Raw genomic sequence first — 17,045 nt, 5'->3', positions numbered from 1 at the left:
CACATCAGAAAATCCGCGTCACCAGATAGAATAGTGCGCCGATCGCGGCGGATGCGGGGATGGTGATGATCCATGCCACCACGACGTTGCTCGCCACCCCCCACCGCACGGAGGATGCCCGCCGCGCCGTCCCCGCGCCGACGATGGCGCCGGTGATGGTGTGCGTCGTCGAAACCGGAATACCAAGCATGGAGGCACCGAAAAGCACGATCGACCCAGCGAGCGACGCGCTGAACCCCTGATGCTGCGACAGCTTGGTGATACGCGAGCCCATCGTCTCGATGATCTTCCACCCGCCCGTCACCGTGCCCAGCGCGATCGCAATATAGCAGCTCACGGCCACCCAGTGCGGCACTTCGAACGGGCCGGTGAGATAGCCGGTCGAATAGAGCAGCACGGTGATGACCCCCATCGTCTTCTGCGCATCGTTGAGCCCGTGGCTCAGCGAATAGGTGGCGGACGAGATCAGATGCAGCACGCGAAACGATCGCTCGGCCTGGAATGTCGTCGCGCGATGCAGCGCCCAGCTGCTGACCAGCATGATGAGCATTGCCAGCATCATCCCGAGCAACGGAGACAGGACGATCGCGAGCAGGGTCTTGTTGAGCCCGGCCCATTTCACCGCCGCCATCCCGCCATGCGCCACGCCGGCGCCGATCAGGCCGCCGACCAGCGCGTGGCTCGATGAGGAGGGGATGCCGCGCAGCCACGTGATGACGTTCCATGACATCGCCCCGCCGAGCGCACCGAAGATGACCGCCGGCGTCACGATATCCTTGTCCACCAGCCCCTTGCCGATCGTCTCGGCGACGGCGTGGAGGCTGGGGAAGGCGATGGTGAGAAAATAGGCGGCGAAATTGAAGAAGGCGGCGAACACCACTGCCTTCACCGGCGACAGCAGCCGCGTCGCCACCACCGTGGCGATCGAATTGGCGGCATCGTGAAGGCCGTTGAGATAATCGAACGCGAGCGCGACCAGGATCAGCCCGACGAGCAGCGGAAAGGCGAGTTGGTGCATCGTCGGATCAGGCGTGATCGATCACGATGCCGTCGATCTCGTCGGCGACATCCTCGAACGCATCCACGATCCGCTCCAGATGCTTGTAGAGTTCGCGCTCCACCACGAAGCGCAGCGTGTCGCTGGCGCCATATGCTTCCAGCGAGCGCTTGAGCCCGGCCGCATGGATTTCGTCGGCATGGCCCTCGATCCGCACCAGCCGCTCGGTCAACTCGTGCAGGCGCTTCCCGTTGCGGGAGACGTCGCGCAGCAGCGGCATCGCCTCGGCGGCAACGCGCGCGGCATCCAGGATGATGCCGGCCATGTCGCGCATCTCCGGGGCGAATTCCGATACCTTGTAGAGGTCGATCGCGTTCGCGGCGGCCTGCATCTCGTCGATCGTGTCATCCAGCGCGCCGATCAGCGCGGTGATCGCGGCACGGTCGAACGGCGTCAGGAAGGTGGTACGGACGGTTGTCAGCACCTCGCGGGTGATCTGGTCGGCATCGTGCTCGCGCTCGATGATCTCGCGGATATGCTCGCGCGATTCCGGTCCTCCTTCCAGCAGGCGCGCGGTGGCCTCCGCCCCGGCCAATACCGTTGCGGCATGCGCCTCGAACAACTCGAAGAAATTGCCGGTCTTGGGCAGCAGACGCTGGAACCAGGCGAACATTGAACGAACTCCGGAAATGGGTTGTTGGCCGATGAAGGACGGTCGCCGCCGCACCGCCACCTCGAACTGCGACGGGGCGAAGGACCGGATCAGTTCGCGCAGGTCAGGCTCATCGACCGCATGCGCCGCATCGGAGAGCGTGAACCAGCGGCGATCGCGCTCCGCCTGTTCCTTCCAGGTCGACAGTTCGCGCGTCACCGCCAGCGGGAAAAGATCCACGTCCACCATCAGCGAGGCGCCGCTCGCGCGACGTTTGCGATAGCGATAGGCGCCGAGCGGCACCGGGCACAGCGCGCCCGCGACCCCCGCCTCTTCTTCCGCCTCTTTCGCCGCCGCCGCGTGAAGCGAGGCGCCGGAGGCTATATTGCCCTTGGGCACGACCCAGCGCCCCGTCCCGCGCGAGGTGACAAGCAGAACCTTGACTTCGCTGTCCCGCGACGATCCTTCGATACGATAGGGCAGCGCGGCGATCTGGCGAATGACCTGTCTCTTCTGGCTGATTCGAGCCGCCCATTATCCGGTGCCGGCCGGAATGTCATCGTAACTTCACCACCTCGGTGGGCGTGCGGTGATGAAACGGGGTATTCATCGCGGACCGCTCGCCCCGGCGCGGTCTCAACCGTCGAGATATTTGTGCAGAAACGCGATCGTCCGCCCCCAGGCGAGTTCAGCGGCGGGCTTGTCATAGCGTTCGGCCGACGTGTCGTTGTTGAAGGCGTGATCGACGCCGGGATAGGTGAACGCCTCGACCTTCTTGCCCGCGGCCTTGAGCGCAGCGACCCACGGCTCCCCGGTCTGTGCGACACGCGCATCCTTGCCGGCGTAGTGGAGCATCAGCGGCGCCCCGACCTTCACCGCCTGTTCGGGCGCGGGCGCAGGGCCGTAATATGCGACCCCGGCATCGATTGCCGCGCCGGCCGCCACCGCGAGCCGATCCACCAACGCCCCGCCCCAGCAGAAACCGACCATGCCGACCTTGCCGCTCGTGCCAGCGCCGCGCTTCGCATCGGCGAGGATCGCCAGCCCCTGCGCGACGATCACGTCATAATCGGCCTTGGCGATCATGTCGCGCGCCTTGTCCTCATCCGCCGGCGTGCCGCCCCATGGCGCGAGGAAATCGGGTGCGACGGCACGAAACCCTGCCAGGGCGACGCGCCGCGCCACATCGCGGATATGGTCGTTGAGGCCGCGATTCTCGTGGATGACCATCACCGTGCCAAGCTTTCGTCCGCCCGCCTTCGGCCGCGCGAGATAGACGGTCGCCGGTTTGCCAGCGACAGTTGAGCTCACTGTCTGGGTCAGCAGGCGCGCGTCTCCCGGCGCGGTGATCGACGCGCGGGCGGGCGATGCGCCGATCGCCGCGATCAGCCCTTCGGCCAGCGCGACCGATCCGGCGAGCGCGGTCATCTCGCGCAGCAACGTCCGCCGGTCGCGATGGTCGTGGGTGAAAGCGTCATAGACGCGGACGGCACGGTCGCGCAGCGACGGATCGGTCATGTGAACCTCGTGTTCGCCCCCCGGCGTGCCGCGATCATAGCCCGCAATCGCCGCGGGGGAAGCCTGGTGTCGCGTCACGTGCGGCGGAACCGCCAGACGCCGTCCGTCACCTCGCGCACGGCCCGCCCCTCGACCTCAAGCCGCCGCAGATGGGCGAGCGCCTCGCCTGTCGCCATGCCGATCACATCCGGCCCGATCGGCCGGCGGAACAGCGTGGAAAAACAATCGACGGCGGAAATCGGCGCGTTCGTCATCAGTTCGACCAGCGCGTCGAGCCGGTCACGATGTTCGCGATCCAGCGCATCGAGGCGGGCGTGAAGGCCGTAGAACGGGTCGCCGTGGCCGGGCAGCACCAAGAGGTCATCGGGCAACTGGCGGAATCTGGCGATCGACTCCAGCCAGTCGCCGAGCGGATCCTCGTTGCTCTGGCTGACGTGGATCGAGACGTTCGAGCTGATCTTGGGCAACACCTGATCGCCCGCGATCAGGATGCGGCGGTCATAATCGATCAGACAGGCATGTTCCGGGCTGTGACCGCTCCCGGTGACGACATGCCAGTCCGCCCCGCCGATCCGCATCACCTCGCCGTCGCGGATGCGGGTATAGGTGATCGGCAGCCGCGAAATCATCTTCGCGAAATTGGACCAGCCGACGCCGGCGCCGCGCGCGATCTGCGCCTCGTCCCACCCCGCGCCCCGCCAGAAATCGAGCTGCTCGGGCGGCACTTCGGGCCGCGCGTCGGCAGCCAGCATCCGCGCCATGAGCCACTCGGTGCGCGTCATCACCAGCGGCGCATCCTCGAAGCGGCGCGAAAGCCAGCCGGCAAGCCCGATATGATCCGGATGCATATGCGTGCCCAGCACGCGGCTGATCCGCGTGCCTTCCAGCGGGCCGCCAAGGATCGCGTTCCACGCCTCGGTCGAGCGCGGCGAGGCGGTGCCGGTATCGACCGCGAGCGCCTCGCCCGCGCCGTCATCGAGGATCAGGCCGTTGACGTGTTTGAGCGGCCCGCTCATCGGCACTCGCCACCAGCGGATCCCGTCTGCCAGCGTCAGGAGTTCGCCCGGCTGCGGCCCGCGCTCGCCAAAAGGGAAGGTGAGGCCGGCGTGGCTGGTCGGAGTCAGCCCCTCGTCGCCGATTAGGGTGCGCTGGAAATGTGTTGCCATCGCGAACGAGGGTGCCACCACCGGGCGCTTTTCTCAAGCGATCGGCTTAATTTCCCGCAACGCCTGCAAGGATCGCGACTACCATTGCCGCGCATCCCATAGGCAGCGACCGCATACCTGCACTTCGTCGCGCGACAATGTTGCCCCGCAATCCTCGCAATCCGTGCGCGACGATCGCTTGTTGCGCAGCCAGCCACCGAGCCGCCGAAACAATGTGACCATAAGCCCTCCGCGACGGCGGAGTGCCAGAAGCGACGGGGGTGGCGCCAATCAATCCCGGTTCATTTCGGATCGATCCCCGCCGACCGCGACGACGCAGGGCGCCGCGCGATCGATCCATCCGCCGTACCCTATCGGCTCAGCGGCGGAACGGGTCCACGAAGCCGCCGTCGCCGGGGGTCGCCGCGTCCTCACCCGCCGAGGCGGCATCGCGCGCGGCCTGGAGGCGCTCGGCGCGAAGCTGCTCGATCAGCGCCTCGCGATCGCCCTCGAGCCGGTGGTCGGTCGGCGCCTGCTCGACACCGGACGCCTTGGCCGCCTTGGCCACCGCGGCGTCCAGTTCGCGCTGCGAGGTGAGGCCCAGCGTCACTGGATCCTTCGGGGTGATATTGGCGATGTTCCAATGGCTACGCTCGCGTATCGCGGCGATCGTCGTGCGGGTCGTGCCGATCAGCGTGGAGATCGTGCCGTCGCTGATTTCCGGGTGGTTGCGGATGATCCAGGCGATGCCGTCCGGCTTGTCCTGACGCTTGGAAACCGGCGTATAGCGCGGGCCCTTGGTACGGCGGACCTGCTCGGGGCCCTTGATCATCTGAAGGCGATAATCGGGGTTGGCCTGCCCCTTCTCGATCTCGTCCACCGTCAGCTCGTGCGCGCGTACCGGATCGCGGCCGGTGAGCTTCGTCTGGGCGGTATCGTCGGCGATCGCCTGGACCTCCAGGATGTGAAGACCGCAGAAATCGGCGATCTGCTCGAAACTGAGCGAGGTATTGTCGACCAGCCAGGAGGCGGTCGCATGAGGCATGAGCGGCTGGGCCACGGCTAGAACTCCGTCGGAAACAAATAGGGCCGCCCCTTACCGGAGCGGCCGTGCACGCCAGACGACTTAGTGCGCCCCGCTCATTAGGGCAAGCCGTCAGGCGGCGTAAGCGACCGGGACCGGCGCGAGCGCGGCCAGAAACTGTTCCGCGCTCGCCCGCCACGTGTGCCGCGCGCCGAATTCCGCGCAGCGCCGCGGATCGAGCAGCAGCGCGCGATCGACGGCGGCGGACAGATCCTCGTCCATCGCGCCGCTTTCCGGCGTCAGCACGTCGATTGGCCCGGTCACCGGATAGGCGGCGACAGGCGTGCCGCACGCCAGCGCCTCGATCATCACCAGCCCAAACGTGTCGGTGCGGCTGGGAAACACCAGCACGTCCGCTGAGCGATAGGCCGCGCCCAGCGCCTCGCCGAAGCGGCCGCCGAGGAAATGCGCTTCCGGAAACCGCGCCTCCAGCTCGGCGCGCGCCGGGCCGTCGCCGACGACGATCTTGCTGCCCGGGCGATCGAGCGAGAGGAGCGCGGCGATGTTCTTTTCCACCGCGACCCGCCCGACATACAGCATGATCGGGCGCGGCAGCGCGGCGATCGCCGCATCGAGCGCGCCGTCCGCATGAAACTCGGCGGCGACACCGCGCCCCCACCGGCGTGCATGCGGCAGCCCATGCGCCGCCAGCGTCGCCTCGATCGTCGGGGTGGAGGCCAGGATGCCGTGCGCCGGCGCGTGGAACCAGCGGATATAGCGCCACACCCATTCGGGATTCATGCCCGTGCGCGCCGCCACATAATCCGGGAATTGCGTGTGATAGGCGGTGGTGAACGGGCGGCCGCGCGCCACGCACCAGCGCCGCGCGGCGACGCCCAGCGGCCCTTCGGTCGCGATATGCACCGCTTCCGCCGCGAATGCCGCGATCCGGTCGCCCACCGCGCGCACGCCCGCCAGCGCGAGGCGGATTTCGGGATAGGTCGGGCATGGCAGCGACCGGAACGTATCCGGCGCGATCACCAGCACCTGGTGCCCCATCGCGCGCAGTTCGCCGGTCACGGCCTCCAGCGAGCGGACCACGCCGTTGACCTGCGGCGCCCAGGCGTCCGTGACGATCGCGATCCGCATCTCAGGCCGCCAGCGCGACGACGGTGTCGCAGGCGCGGGCGGCGATCTCGTCGGCCCAGTGGATCACCTCCATCCGCCCGTCGAAATGCTCGACCAGCGCCGTGCAGCCCTCCACCCAGTCGCCGTCGTTGTAATAGGCGATCCCGGCGATCTCGCGCATCTCGGCGGTGTGGATATGGCCGCACACCACGCCATCCACGCCGCGGCTGCCCGCCGCCTCTGCCACGATCTCCTCGAAGCGGGATATGAACGCGACCGCGTTCTTCACCTTCGCCTTGGCGTGCTTGCTGAGCGACCAATACGGCATGCCGAACCGGCGACGGACCGCGCTCACCCAGCGGTTGAGCGTCATCAGCACGTTGTATGCCGCGTCACCGACATGAGCGAGCCAGCGGTGCGACAGCGTGATCGCGTCGAACTCGTCGCCATGCAGCACCAGCAGGCGGCGTCCGTCGGCGGTTTCGTGGATCGCCTTGCGCCGTATCTGGATGCCGCCGAAATCGAGGCCGGCGAACTGACGGAACATCTCGTCGTGGTTGCCGGGGATGTAGATCATCCGCGTGCCGCGCCGCGCGCGTTTCATCAGCCGCCAGATCACATCATTGTGCGCGGCCGGCCAGAAGAAGCGCTTGCGAAGCTGCCAGCCGTCGATGATGTCACCGACCAGATACATCGTCTGGCTGTCCACATGATCCAGGAAATCGATCAGCATCTGGGCGTTGCAGCCGCGGGTGCCCAGATGGATATCGCTGATCCAGATCGTGCGATAACGCCGCCGCGCCGTTTCGGCGCGCTCGGGCTGATGCGGATGGCTGTTGGCGAAGTCGGTGAAATCGGCAACATCGCCGGCTGTCGCAGCGATCGGTAGAACGGTCGTCGGCATGGGCGGCCCTCCCTGCCGCTTCCATGCCCGCCGCGTGTTACGCCCACGTCACGCCGCCGTTACCGTTTGAAGAAAACTCGATCTTTCACGTGATGGCCGACAGCGATTTGGCCGATATTAACCATCCGGCCCTAGGGACGGGCAATGTCCGCGCTCGCCGCCCGATTGCCGCTGCTCCTGCTGCCGATCGCGCTGTTCCTGGCGTTGTTCGACCCCGCGACGCTCGAGATCGGCAATGTCGGCTGGCTGATCCGGGGAAGCGACAATGGCGAAAACGCACTCGGCACGCATGCCTATCTGCATGATCCCGCCGCGCGATGGAGCGGGCGCACCGGCATACTCAACGCCCCCGACGGGGTGCCAATATTGTTCACGGATTCGAACCCGCTCGTCACCCTTGCGGCAAAGCCGCTGGCGGCATTGCTGCCCGCCGATACGCAACTGGTCGGGCCGTGGCTGCTGCTTTGCGCGTTCCTGCAGATCCTGTTCGCATGGCTGTTGCTGCGGCGGCACGCGCCCGATGCGATCAGCCTGTGGTGCGGCGTGGCGCTCCTTGCCGCGACGCCCACGCTGATGAACCGGTATATCCATGCCAATCTCTTCGCGCATTGGCTGATCCTGTGGGCGCTGTGGCTGTTTACAGACCCCCGCCGCACACGCTCCCTGGCGCATTGGGCACTTCTGCTAGCGGTCGCCGCGCTGGTCCATAGCTACCTGCTGGTGATGGTCGCCGCCGTCTGGGCCAGCGCGATGATGATGATCTGCTGGCAGGCGCGGGCGCCGACCGAGCGGCTCGCGATTGCATCGGGCGCCGTCCTCACGCTGGCCATGCTGGCGCTGGTCGAATTCTGGCTTGGCGCGGGGGGCCGCTTCGCTCCGACCGGCACCTACGGCTATTTCGCGATGCCGCTCGACGCGCTGTGGAATCCGGCGAACCCGGGATATGGGACGTTGCTACCCGCAATCCCGCAACGCGAGGGGCGCGGGCTGGAAGGATTCCAGTATCTCGGCCTCGGGATATTGCTGCTCATCCCGGTCGGGACGGTCGCTGCGATAAAATACGGCGTTGACGGCGTTCCGCGCCGCCTCGGCTGGCTGCTGCCGGCATTGGCGGTGCTCACGCTCGTCGCGATCAGCAATTTCCCCGATTTCGCCGGGTCGCCGGTTGCGCGTTTCGCCTTGCCGACCGTTTTCGCGCCCGCTCTCGACCTCGTTCGCGCGTCGGGAAGGTTGTTCTGGCCGGCGACCTATACGCTGATATTCGCGCTGGTGCTGCTCGCCTTCCGTATTCCGCATGGCCGCGCGCCATTGGTGCTGGGCGCGGCGCTCGCGATCCAGGTGGCGGACACCGCCGGGATCGCCGCGGCGGCGCGATCGACGAGCGCCGAGGCGGCGCGACGGGTGACGTACGCGCGCACGATCGATCCACGCTGGGGCCGCGCGATCGCGGCGGCGCAGGACATCACGTTCGTGCCCGCGCGCGCCGAGGCGGATCTCGCGCTGTTTCAGGAGGTCGCGTGGCGCGCGATCGATCACGGCAGACCGATGCGATTGGTCTATGCCGCGCGCAAATCCCCCGCGACCGAAGCACGACTGGCGGCGGAATCAGCGGACTTTTACGCAGGACGCCTCGCGCCCGACCGCCTTTACGTGTTGACCGGGCCGACCCGCATCCCGGCGCAGGCGCGGGCGCGCACCCTGCACCTCGACGGCGTCACGGTGATCGTGCCGCAGCGGATGACGCGCTGAGCATCGATCGCCGCTCACCCCATCGTCAGCACGATCTTCCCGACATGGTCGCCCGCCTCCATCCGGCGATGCGCCGCCGCCGCTTCGGCCAGCGGATAGGTGCGATCGATCACCGGGCGCAACCGCCCCGCCTCGACATGCGGCCACACGATGCGCTGCAGCTCTTCCGCCACCAGCGACTTGAAGCCGGTATCGCGCGGGCGCAGCGTCGATCCCGTCAGTGTCAGGCGGCGGCGCATGATGTCGAAGATCGGGATCGTCGCGCTCGCCCCGCCCTGCACCGCGATCGATACGTGGCGGCCATCCTCGCCCAGGCACTTCAGGTTGCGCGGCACGTAATCGCCGCCGACCATGTCGAGCACCGCCGCGACGCCCTTGCCGTCGGTGATTTCCCTCACGCGCTCGACGAAATCCTCGGTGCGATAGTTGATCGCGTGATCCGCGCCGAGCTTCCGCGCCGCCGCCACCTTTTCATCGGAGCCGGCAGTCACGATGATCTCCAGCCCGAAGATATTGGCGAGTGCGATCGCCATCGTACCGATCCCGCTGGTGCCGCCATGCACCAGCACGGTATCGCCCTCCACCGCGAAGGCGCGCTCGAACAGGTTGGTCCACACGGTGAACAAGGTTTCCGGGATCGCCGCCGCCTCGATCATCGTCACGACCTCGGGCACCGGCAGGCAGGTGCCGGCCGGCGCGACGGCATATTCGGCATAGGCCCCGCCCCCGATCAGCGCGCAGACCTTCCGGCCCAGCAGCGCCTCGTCCGCGCCCGCGCCGGTGGCCACCACCGTGCCGGAAAGCTCCAGCCCCAGGATCGAGGGTGCGCCCGGCGGTGGCGGATAGGCGCCCATCCGCTGCACCACGTCCGGCCGGTTCACGCCTGCGGCGGCGACTCGGATCAGCACCTCGCCCGCGCCGGGGCTCGGCACCGGCCGCCCGACCGGCACCAGCACCTCCGGCCCGCCGGGCGCGTCGGGATCGATCGCCAGCATCGTCGTCGGAATCGCGGTCATCGATTGCGCCCTTACCCCAAATCTCGCGCCGCTTATTGACTTCGCTCCGGCGCCGGTCAACGCTTGGTGCATGGATCTGGATGACATCCTCGGCCCGCGGCCCGATGATCCGTTGAACGCGCTGCTGCGCGAGGATCTCGATCGCCTGTCGGTAGCCGAGCTGGAAGCGCGCGTCGCCGCGCTGGATGGCGAGATCGCGCGCTGCCGGCGGAAAATCGAATACGCCGTTAACCATCGCGCAAGCGCCGACGCGTTATTCAGAAAGTGAACGCTGGCGCACTGGGTCGGCTCAATGCTCCCGGTGCGGAAGCCCCAGCGCTTGATGCGGGGCCCTTCACTTCCGACATAGTGGAAAAGGGGCCGCGCATGTCTCGCGGCCTGTCAGGAGTATCGTAATGCCATCCTTTGCCAGCGCACTGGAAACCACCCTGCACAAGGCGCTTGAGGCCGCATCCTCCCGCCGCCACGAATATGCGACGCTCGAGCATCTGCTGCTCGCGCTGATCGACGACGAGCACGCCAGCCAGGTGATGTCGGCGTGCGGCGTCGATCTTGGCGAACTCAAGACCACCGTGGCGCATTATCTCGACACCGAGCTGGGCGCGCTCAAGGTGGAAAACGCGACCGACCCCTCGCCCACCAGCGGCTTCCAGCGCGTCGTCCAGCGCGCGATCCTGCACGTTCAGTCCTCGGGCCGCGACGAAGTGACCGGCGCGAACGTGCTGGTGGCGCTGTTCTCCGAGCGCGAGAGCTACGCGGTCTATTTCCTCCAGCAGCAGGATATGAGCCGGCTCGATGCGGTAAGCTTCATCAGCCACGGCGTCGGCAAGGGCGCCGCCGCGAACGAAGCCACGCCGCCCAAGGGCGTGGAGGAAGAGAAGAAGGAAAAGGCGGACCCGAAGCAGAAGGGCGAAAGCGCACTCAAGCAGTTCACCGTCGATCTCAATGAAAAGGCGCGCAACGGCAAGGTCGATCCGCTGATCGGGCGCGGGCCGGAAGTGGATCGCACGGTGCAGATCCTGTGCCGCCGCAGCAAGAACAACCCGCTCTACGTGGGCGATCCCGGCGTCGGCAAGACGGCCATCGCGGAAGGGCTGGCGCGCAAGATCGTGGAGGGCGACGTGCCCGACGTGCTGAAGCCGGCCGTGATCTATTCGCTCGACATGGGCGCGCTGCTCGCCGGCACCCGCTATCGCGGCGATTTCGAGGAGCGGCTGAAGCAGGTCGTGAACGAGCTGGAGAAGCTGCCCGACGCGGTGCTTTTCATCGACGAGATCCACACCGTCATCGGCGCCGGCGCGACCAGCGGCGGGGCGATGGATGCGTCCAATCTGCTCAAGCCGGCGCTGTCCGGCGGCACGATCCGCTGCATCGGCTCCACGACCTACAAGGAATTCCGCAACCATTTCGAAAAGGATCGCGCGCTGCTGCGCCGGTTCCAGAAGATCGACGTCAACGAGCCGACGATCGAGGATACGATCAAGATCCTCGCCGGGCTGCGCTCCGCGTTCGAGAGCCATCACAGCGTCAAATACACGCCCGACGCGATCAAGTCGGCGGTGGAGCTGTCGGCGCGCTACATCAATGATCGCAAGCTGCCCGACAAGGCGATCGACGTGATCGACGAGGTCGGCGCCATGCAGATGCTGGTGGCGCCGTCGAAGCGCAAGAAGACGATCACTCCCAGGGAGATCGAGGCGGTCATCGCCACGATGGCGCGCATCCCGCCGAAAACGGTGAGCAGCGACGACAAGAAGGTGCTGGAGACGCTCGACACCGATCTGAAGCGTGTCGTGTTCGGCCAGAACAGGGCGATCGAGAACCTGTCGTCGGCGATCAAGCTTTCCCGCGCCGGCCTGCGCGATCCGGAAAAGCCGATCGGCTGCTATTTGTTCACCGGCCCCACCGGCGTCGGCAAGACGGAGGTGGCGAAGCAGCTCGCCTCGATCATGGGCATACCGCTCCAGCGTTTTGACATGTCCGAATATATGGAGCGTCACTCGGTCAGCCGTCTGATCGGCGCGCCCCCGGGCTATGTCGGTTACGATCAGGGCGGCCTGCTGACCGACGCGGTCGATCAAAACCCGCATTGCGTGCTGCTGCTCGACGAGATCGAGAAGGCTCATCCGGATCTGTACAACATCCTGTTGCAGGTGATGGACAACGGCAAGCTCACCGATCACCACGGCAAGACGGTCGATTTCCGCAATATCATCCTCATCATGACGACGAATGCAGGCGCGAGCGACATGGCGCGCGAGACGGTCGGTTTCGGCAATCTCACCCGCGAGGGCGAGGATGAGCAGGCAGTGCAACGCATGTTCACGCCGGAATTCCGCAACCGGCTCGATGCGATCGTGCCGTTCAGCTATCTCCCGACGGACGTGGTCGCGCGGGTGGTGGACAAGTTCATTCTCCAGCTCGAACTGCAGCTCGCCGATCGCGACGTGCACATCAAGCTGAGCGATGAGGCGCGCCAGTGGCTGACCGACAAGGGCTACGACAAGCTCTATGGCGCGCGGCCGATGAGTCGTCTGATCCAGGAGAAGATCAAGCAGCCACTCGCAGAGGAATTGCTGTTCGGCAAACTCGTCCACGGCGGCGAGGTGACCGTCAAGCTCAAGGACAATGCGCTGTCGTTCGAGATCGTCGCGGCCGCACCTAAGAAGCCGCGCAAGAAGGGTGGCCCAAAGGAGAAGGTAAAGGCCTGATACGCTTAGTAACGAAATGGATCCTGCGGGGCGGAAGGCGATGCTTTCCGCCCCGTTTGCTTATTTCGGCTGCGCATCATTTCCCGCCATGTCGCTTTTATCCTATCTCGTCACGCCCCCCGCGATGAAAATGCCGGACAACGCGGCGACAGGGGAACGGTGCGATGCGGGGGATATTGGCCATTGCGGGGAGCGCTGCATGTATCGCGGCGCTTGCGGTTCATCAGGGCGGCGAGGCGCAGTCCGCCACCGCGCCCAAGGCGCGCTACGTGATGGACGTTTCCACCGATGGCGGGATGATGGGCAACCCGATGGCGGCGATGATGGGACGCGGGGGCAGCTCCACGCGGCATAGCCTCCGCTTGCGCCTCGGTTCCACGCTTGCGGCGGATGGCGGCGCGCCGGTCGTGGATCATTTCATGCCGCCGGCCGCCAATCTCGGCGCATCCGTGAGGCTCGTCTCACCCGAGCGGACAACCGGCGACGAAACGCCGGGCGAATTCCGGCGTCCGAAGGGACGGCTGCTGATTTTCTGGGGCTGCGGGGCGCAGGCGGGGCCGGGCCAGCCAGTGGTGATCGATTTCGCCAAAGTGGCGCCGGGGCAGTTCCCGCCCGGCCTGTTCAGCGCGTCCGTGCCGAACGAACGCGGCCCGCTGCCTGGCAACAGCCGAACCTATGGTGACTGGCCCAATGCGAAGGATCGCAAGTCGGGCGACCGCGTTGGGTCGATCCTCGGCGATCACCGTATCGCCGGCAATTACGCGCCAGAGATCAAATTCGCGCTGACGCAGGATTTCATGCCGGCGCTCGCGGCGCGCTCCACCCCGCTGCCCGGCGGTGCGACCACGGTTAGCTGGGGCTCGATCGCCGGCGCGACCGGCTATTACGCCTGGGCGATGGGCGGAAAATCCATGGGGCAGGACAATGCCGACATGGTGTGGTGGACCTCCGCCGGCGCCAGGGAATTCGGCGGGGGCCTCTCGGACTGGCTTTCCCCCGCTACCGTTTCCCGGCTGATCGGTCAGAAGATCGTGATGCCGCCCTCGCAGACGAGTTGCGCGATCCCGCAACAGGTGAAGGAAGCATCGGGCGGAATGCTGATGAGCTTCCTCTATGCGTATGGCCCCGAACAGAATTTCGCCTATCCGCCTCGCCCGGCCGATCCGCGGGCACCATGGCACCCGGACTGGACAGCGAAGGTGCGATACCGTTCGATGACGATGCTTATGCCCGGCATGTCCGCCATGGGCGGCGCAATGGAAGGAAGAAGCGAGCAAGATAGCCAGCCCGGCCAGCCGAACAAGAAGCGCTGTAAGCCTGGGCTGGGCGCGATGCTTGGCGGGATGCTTGGCGGCAAGACCTGCTGAAATTACGGGCGCGATACCACGATCGCTCCATTTCGGCAGAACCGTCACCGATCTGTTAACTATCATCCGTTAAATAGCCGGCATGAAAGCTACCAGGGCCCTTAGCGAGCGCGCTGTTTCGTTTCTACAGGAGCAGTTCCTTGCGCCCACGCCGCGCAACTATGCGCTGGGCTTCTTCTTTCTTGGAGGAACGCTTCCGGCGCTGAATGCAGCCGTTCGGGAAATCATCGACGGACGCGTGCGCATTTCCCAGCAGCAGGCGGACGAGCTGTATTCACGTTTCGTGACAAGCGCGATGAGCCAGGTGGAGGTCTCGGCCGAGGGCGGCGCCGAGGTGGGGCCTGACGCGCTGCGCCACCAGACGCTGCGCCTCGCCGATCTCGCTGCAGCGGCGCAGGCCACCACGGGTGAATTCAACCGTGAACTTGCCTTCACGCTGGGCGATTTTGCCGTCGCCGATCTGCCGACGCTGCGCGAGTTACTGATCGCAACCCTCGCGCAGTCGCAGCGCTCCGAGCGCGAGCTTGCCGCTACGACAGAACAGGTTGAGCAACTGCGCAGCAAGCTGGAGATCGCGGTCGGCGACGCGGAGCGTGATGCGCTCACGGGTCTGCCCAACCGGCGCGGGATCGAGACCCACCTTGCGCGCACCTGCGGCAATAACGATCCGCATGTGATCGCGATGTGCGATATCGACCGCTTCAAATCCTATAACGATCGCTATGGCCATGCCGTCGGCGATCGCGTCCTTCGCACGGTCGCGTCGAGCCTGCTGGAGTCTCTTGGCGAAAATTTCGTCGGGCGCTGGGGCGGCGAGGAGTTCCTGCTCGTCATTCGCAGCGACATCGCGACGGCGCAGGAAACGGTGGACGATGCGCGGCGCGCGCTGGGTGAGCGCCATTTCCGTCTGCGCGAAACGGACGAGCCGCTGGGCCGAATCACCTTCTCCGCCGGGCTGACGGCGCTGCCGGCCGACAAACAGCACATCGACAGTGCGATGGAGCGCGCCGATGCTCTCCTATATCAGGCGAAGAATCGCGGGCGTGATTGCGTCGTCACCGATGAGGGCGCCGGCGCTTAGACACAGTTTAGCGGCATTTACGATATCTTCGGATGCGCACACTACGGTAAGCCGTATGTCGGGTTCCACGGCTTTAAGGGCAATATTCGGGTCGCTCCTCACCTTGCTCACGCTGTGCGCGGCTATTCCCGCTGCGGCGCAGAGCGGCGTTGTCGGGACGCCGATCGCCGTTTGCGTGGCGCCGGCGCGCCCCGGAGACGTGGCGGCCACCATGCTACGCGCAACAGACCGATACGACTGCACGAAGGCGCAGACATCGTTCGGCTCCGGCAACTATTGGGTGCGCTCCGGCCCGCTTTCGAGCCGTGCCGCCTATGTCCGCACGTCAAGCGTCTGGCAGGACGAAGCGACCCTGCACATTTTATACGCCGATGGCGTGATCCTTACCCGGCACATGGATGGCCACGCAGCCTCGCGGGCGCTTCGGCTGGGGGCGATCTTTGAAATGGCGATTCCGCCGCGTGCTGCTCCTGTCACGCGCATGCTGTGGCACGTTCGTGGCTCGGCCAATCTGCGCGGTATCGTGGTAAGTCCGGCGCTCGCGACGGTGAAAGACAGCGCACGATCGGACCTGATCCTGGGCACCCTCTACGGCGCTTTCGCCGGGCTTTGCCTCGCGCTGCTGGTTTATAATCTCGCGCTGTGGGCTGCGCTGCGGCACCAGTTCCAGCTCGCCTATTGCGCGATGGTGGCGGGCCTGCTGCTCTACACCTTCACATCTTCAGGCGCCGTGGCATGGGTATTTCCGGCGTTCGAAAACAACGACCGGCTTCGCATCAACTATATTCTGCTGGCAGCATCCGCCGCCAGCGCGCTGGCCTTCGCGCGAAGCTTCTTCGAACGCGAAGTCTTTCAGGGTTGGCTCGCTCGCGCCGCATCGATCGTTACCGCTGCGCTGCTAGCTGCGCCGTTCGGCGTCATTCTGCTCGCGCCCTGGCACATTCGCCTGTTCGACGGAATCTACGCCAGCACTTTCCTGCTGCTCATCGCGCTGGTGCCATTCATCCTGTGGAACGCGTGGCGGACGCGCAGCAACTATCTTTGGCTGTTTTCCATTTCCTGGGCGGCGCCGGTGGTATTTGCCGGGGTGCGCGTGGCGCAGAATTTCCATCTGTTTGGGTGGCACTTCCTGCTCGACAATTCGACGATCATGGCGATGGCGCTGGAGGCGCTGATCTCCAGCGTGGCGATCGCGTATCGCTTTCGCCTGATCGCGGCGGAACGGGATGAGGCGCGCGAACGGGCCATTGCCGCGCGCCTGCTCGCTGACGCCGATCCGCTGACCGGCCTGCTCAATCGGCGCGGCTTCCTGCATGCGGCGATCGGCCGCGATCTGCCGCATCTGCTTGTGCTGGCGGACATCGATCACTTCAAGGCAGTGAACGAAACGCTTGGCCATGACGGCGGCGACGAGGTTTTGCGGATAATCGCCCGGGCGCTGCGCGCCGCTGCGCCGCCCGACACGCTGATCGCCCGGCTTGGCGGCGAGGAGTTCGCGATGCTGATGCCGGATTACGGCCACGACCTGGCGAACGAGGTGCTCACCCGCGTTCGCGAGGAACGGATGCCGTTCGATATGGCCGTGACGATCTCGCTTGGCACCAGCGCCGGCCCGATCAACGACGAGGCCGGATGGAAGGCGCTCTATCGGCGCGCCGATCAGGCGCTGTTCGCTGCAAAGGCGGCTGGCCGCGATCGCGTGCGTCACGCTCCGTCTGCATTCGCCGCCTGAGCCCTTTTCACGCGCCTGCAA

The 17,045-nt window shown here is 66.2% G+C and carries 14 protein-coding genes; 6 read left to right on the top strand and 8 right to left on the bottom strand.

What is annotated here, in order from left to right; all coding sequences use genetic code 11:
* Window positions 1-4 precede the first annotated feature (4 nt).
* The 7 genes from ACM61V_RS06605 to ACM61V_RS06575 all read right to left on the bottom strand — a co-directional run bounded on the left by ACM61V_RS06605 (window position 5) and on the right by ACM61V_RS06575 (window position 7,368).
* Window positions 5-1,018 carry an inorganic phosphate transporter gene (locus ACM61V_RS06605; RefSeq protein WP_137787205.1) on the bottom strand — a complete coding sequence of 338 codons (1,014 nt, stop codon included), beginning with the start codon at window positions 1,016-1,018 and terminating at the stop codon, window positions 5-7.
* A 7-nt stretch (window positions 1,019-1,025) separates the two neighbouring features.
* Window positions 1,026-2,150 carry a DUF47 family protein gene (locus tag ACM61V_RS06600; RefSeq protein ID WP_137787206.1) on the bottom strand — a complete coding sequence of 375 codons (1,125 nt, stop codon included), beginning with the start codon at window positions 2,148-2,150 and terminating at the stop codon, window positions 1,026-1,028.
* Window positions 2,151-2,285: 135 nt separating this feature from the next.
* On the bottom strand, window positions 2,286-3,167 hold the full coding sequence (locus tag ACM61V_RS06595) for a dienelactone hydrolase family protein (RefSeq protein WP_137787207.1): 882 nt from the start codon (window positions 3,165-3,167) through the stop codon (window positions 2,286-2,288).
* 74 nt (window positions 3,168-3,241) lie between these two features.
* The gene (locus ACM61V_RS06590) at window positions 3,242-4,351 is read right to left on the bottom strand and encodes an MBL fold metallo-hydrolase (protein ID WP_349290324.1); all 1,110 of its coding nucleotides are present in this window, start codon (window positions 4,349-4,351) and stop codon (window positions 3,242-3,244) included.
* Between the two features lie 340 nt (window positions 4,352-4,691).
* Window positions 4,692-5,372: a DUF1013 domain-containing protein gene (locus tag ACM61V_RS06585; RefSeq protein ID WP_137787208.1), complete on the bottom strand. Its 681-nt coding sequence runs from the start codon at window positions 5,370-5,372 to the stop codon at window positions 4,692-4,694.
* 96 nt (window positions 5,373-5,468) lie between these two features.
* Window positions 5,469-6,485 carry a glycosyltransferase family 4 protein gene (locus tag ACM61V_RS06580; protein WP_137787209.1) on the bottom strand — a complete coding sequence of 339 codons (1,017 nt, stop codon included), beginning with the start codon at window positions 6,483-6,485 and terminating at the stop codon, window positions 5,469-5,471.
* A gap of 1 nt (window position 6,486) precedes the next feature.
* Window positions 6,487-7,368 carry a UDP-2,3-diacylglucosamine diphosphatase gene (locus ACM61V_RS06575; protein ID WP_137787210.1) on the bottom strand — a complete coding sequence of 294 codons (882 nt, stop codon included), beginning with the start codon at window positions 7,366-7,368 and terminating at the stop codon, window positions 6,487-6,489.
* A gap of 144 nt (window positions 7,369-7,512) precedes the next feature.
* Here ACM61V_RS06575 and ACM61V_RS06570 point away from each other — a divergent pair, with 144 nt between their 5' ends.
* Window positions 7,513-9,117 (top strand): DUF6311 domain-containing protein, encoded by a 1,605-nt coding sequence (locus ACM61V_RS06570; protein ID WP_137787211.1) that lies wholly within the window; start codon window positions 7,513-7,515, stop codon window positions 9,115-9,117.
* 14 nt (window positions 9,118-9,131) lie between these two features.
* Here ACM61V_RS06570 and ACM61V_RS06565 read toward each other — a convergent pair whose 3' ends face one another.
* Window positions 9,132-10,133 carry an NAD(P)H-quinone oxidoreductase gene (locus tag ACM61V_RS06565; protein WP_171007600.1) on the bottom strand — a complete coding sequence of 334 codons (1,002 nt, stop codon included), beginning with the start codon at window positions 10,131-10,133 and terminating at the stop codon, window positions 9,132-9,134.
* Window positions 10,134-10,203: 70 nt separating this feature from the next.
* Here ACM61V_RS06565 and ACM61V_RS06560 point away from each other — a divergent pair, with 70 nt between their 5' ends.
* From ACM61V_RS06560 to ACM61V_RS06540, 5 genes are all read left to right on the top strand, one after another.
* The gene (locus tag ACM61V_RS06560; RefSeq protein ID WP_137787212.1) at window positions 10,204-10,401 is read left to right on the top strand and encodes a DUF1192 domain-containing protein; all 198 of its coding nucleotides are present in this window, start codon (window positions 10,204-10,206) and stop codon (window positions 10,399-10,401) included.
* 127 nt (window positions 10,402-10,528) lie between these two features.
* A complete protein-coding gene (gene clpA, locus ACM61V_RS06555; RefSeq protein WP_137787213.1) occupies window positions 10,529-12,844 on the top strand; it encodes an ATP-dependent Clp protease ATP-binding subunit ClpA in 2,316 nt (771 codons plus the stop codon).
* Window positions 12,845-13,008: 164 nt separating this feature from the next.
* Window positions 13,009-14,211 (top strand): hypothetical protein, encoded by a 1,203-nt coding sequence (locus tag ACM61V_RS06550; RefSeq protein WP_249341581.1) that lies wholly within the window; start codon window positions 13,009-13,011, stop codon window positions 14,209-14,211.
* A gap of 82 nt (window positions 14,212-14,293) precedes the next feature.
* Window positions 14,294-15,292 (top strand): GGDEF domain-containing protein, encoded by a 999-nt coding sequence (locus ACM61V_RS06545; protein ID WP_137787214.1) that lies wholly within the window; start codon window positions 14,294-14,296, stop codon window positions 15,290-15,292.
* A 55-nt stretch (window positions 15,293-15,347) separates the two neighbouring features.
* Entirely contained in the window at window positions 15,348-17,024 is a 1,677-nt protein-coding gene (locus ACM61V_RS06540; protein WP_137787215.1) for a diguanylate cyclase, read from the top strand.
* The last annotated feature ends 21 nt before the right edge of the window (window positions 17,025-17,045 follow it).

Origin of the sequence: Sphingomonas sp. TX0543 (assembly GCF_048565505.1) — a bacterium.
Classification (GTDB): Bacteria; Pseudomonadota; Alphaproteobacteria; order Sphingomonadales; family Sphingomonadaceae; genus Sphingomonas.
The sequence above is the reverse complement of the archived record's forward strand: the minus strand, read 5'-3'. Positions and strand labels throughout refer to the sequence as shown.

Bases quoted from the DNA above. Each gene is read 5' to 3' on its own strand.
- ACM61V_RS06605 (WP_137787205.1), bottom strand. From the start codon at position 1,018: ATGCACCAACTCGCCTTTCCGCTGCTCGTCGGGCTGATCCTGGTCGCG.
- ACM61V_RS06545 (WP_137787214.1), top strand. From the start codon at position 14,294: ATGAAAGCTACCAGGGCCCTTAGCGAGCGCGCTGTTTCGTTTCTACAG.
- ACM61V_RS06570 (WP_137787211.1), top strand. From the start codon at position 7,513: ATGTCCGCGCTCGCCGCCCGATTGCCGCTGCTCCTGCTGCCGATCGCG.
- ACM61V_RS06595 (WP_137787207.1), bottom strand. From the start codon at position 3,167: ATGACCGATCCGTCGCTGCGCGACCGTGCCGTCCGCGTCTATGACGCT.
- ACM61V_RS06540 (WP_137787215.1), top strand. From the start codon at position 15,348: ATGTCGGGTTCCACGGCTTTAAGGGCAATATTCGGGTCGCTCCTCACC.
- ACM61V_RS06565 (WP_171007600.1), bottom strand. From the start codon at position 10,133: ATGACCGCGATTCCGACGACGATGCTGGCGATCGATCCCGACGCGCCC.
- ACM61V_RS06575 (WP_137787210.1), bottom strand. From the start codon at position 7,368: ATGCCGACGACCGTTCTACCGATCGCTGCGACAGCCGGCGATGTTGCC.
- ACM61V_RS06580 (WP_137787209.1), bottom strand. From the start codon at position 6,485: ATGCGGATCGCGATCGTCACGGACGCCTGGGCGCCGCAGGTCAACGGC.
- clpA (WP_137787213.1), top strand. From the start codon at position 10,529: ATGCCATCCTTTGCCAGCGCACTGGAAACCACCCTGCACAAGGCGCTT.
- ACM61V_RS06560 (WP_137787212.1), top strand. From the start codon at position 10,204: ATGGATCTGGATGACATCCTCGGCCCGCGGCCCGATGATCCGTTGAAC.
- ACM61V_RS06550 (WP_249341581.1), top strand. From the start codon at position 13,009: ATGCGGGGGATATTGGCCATTGCGGGGAGCGCTGCATGTATCGCGGCG.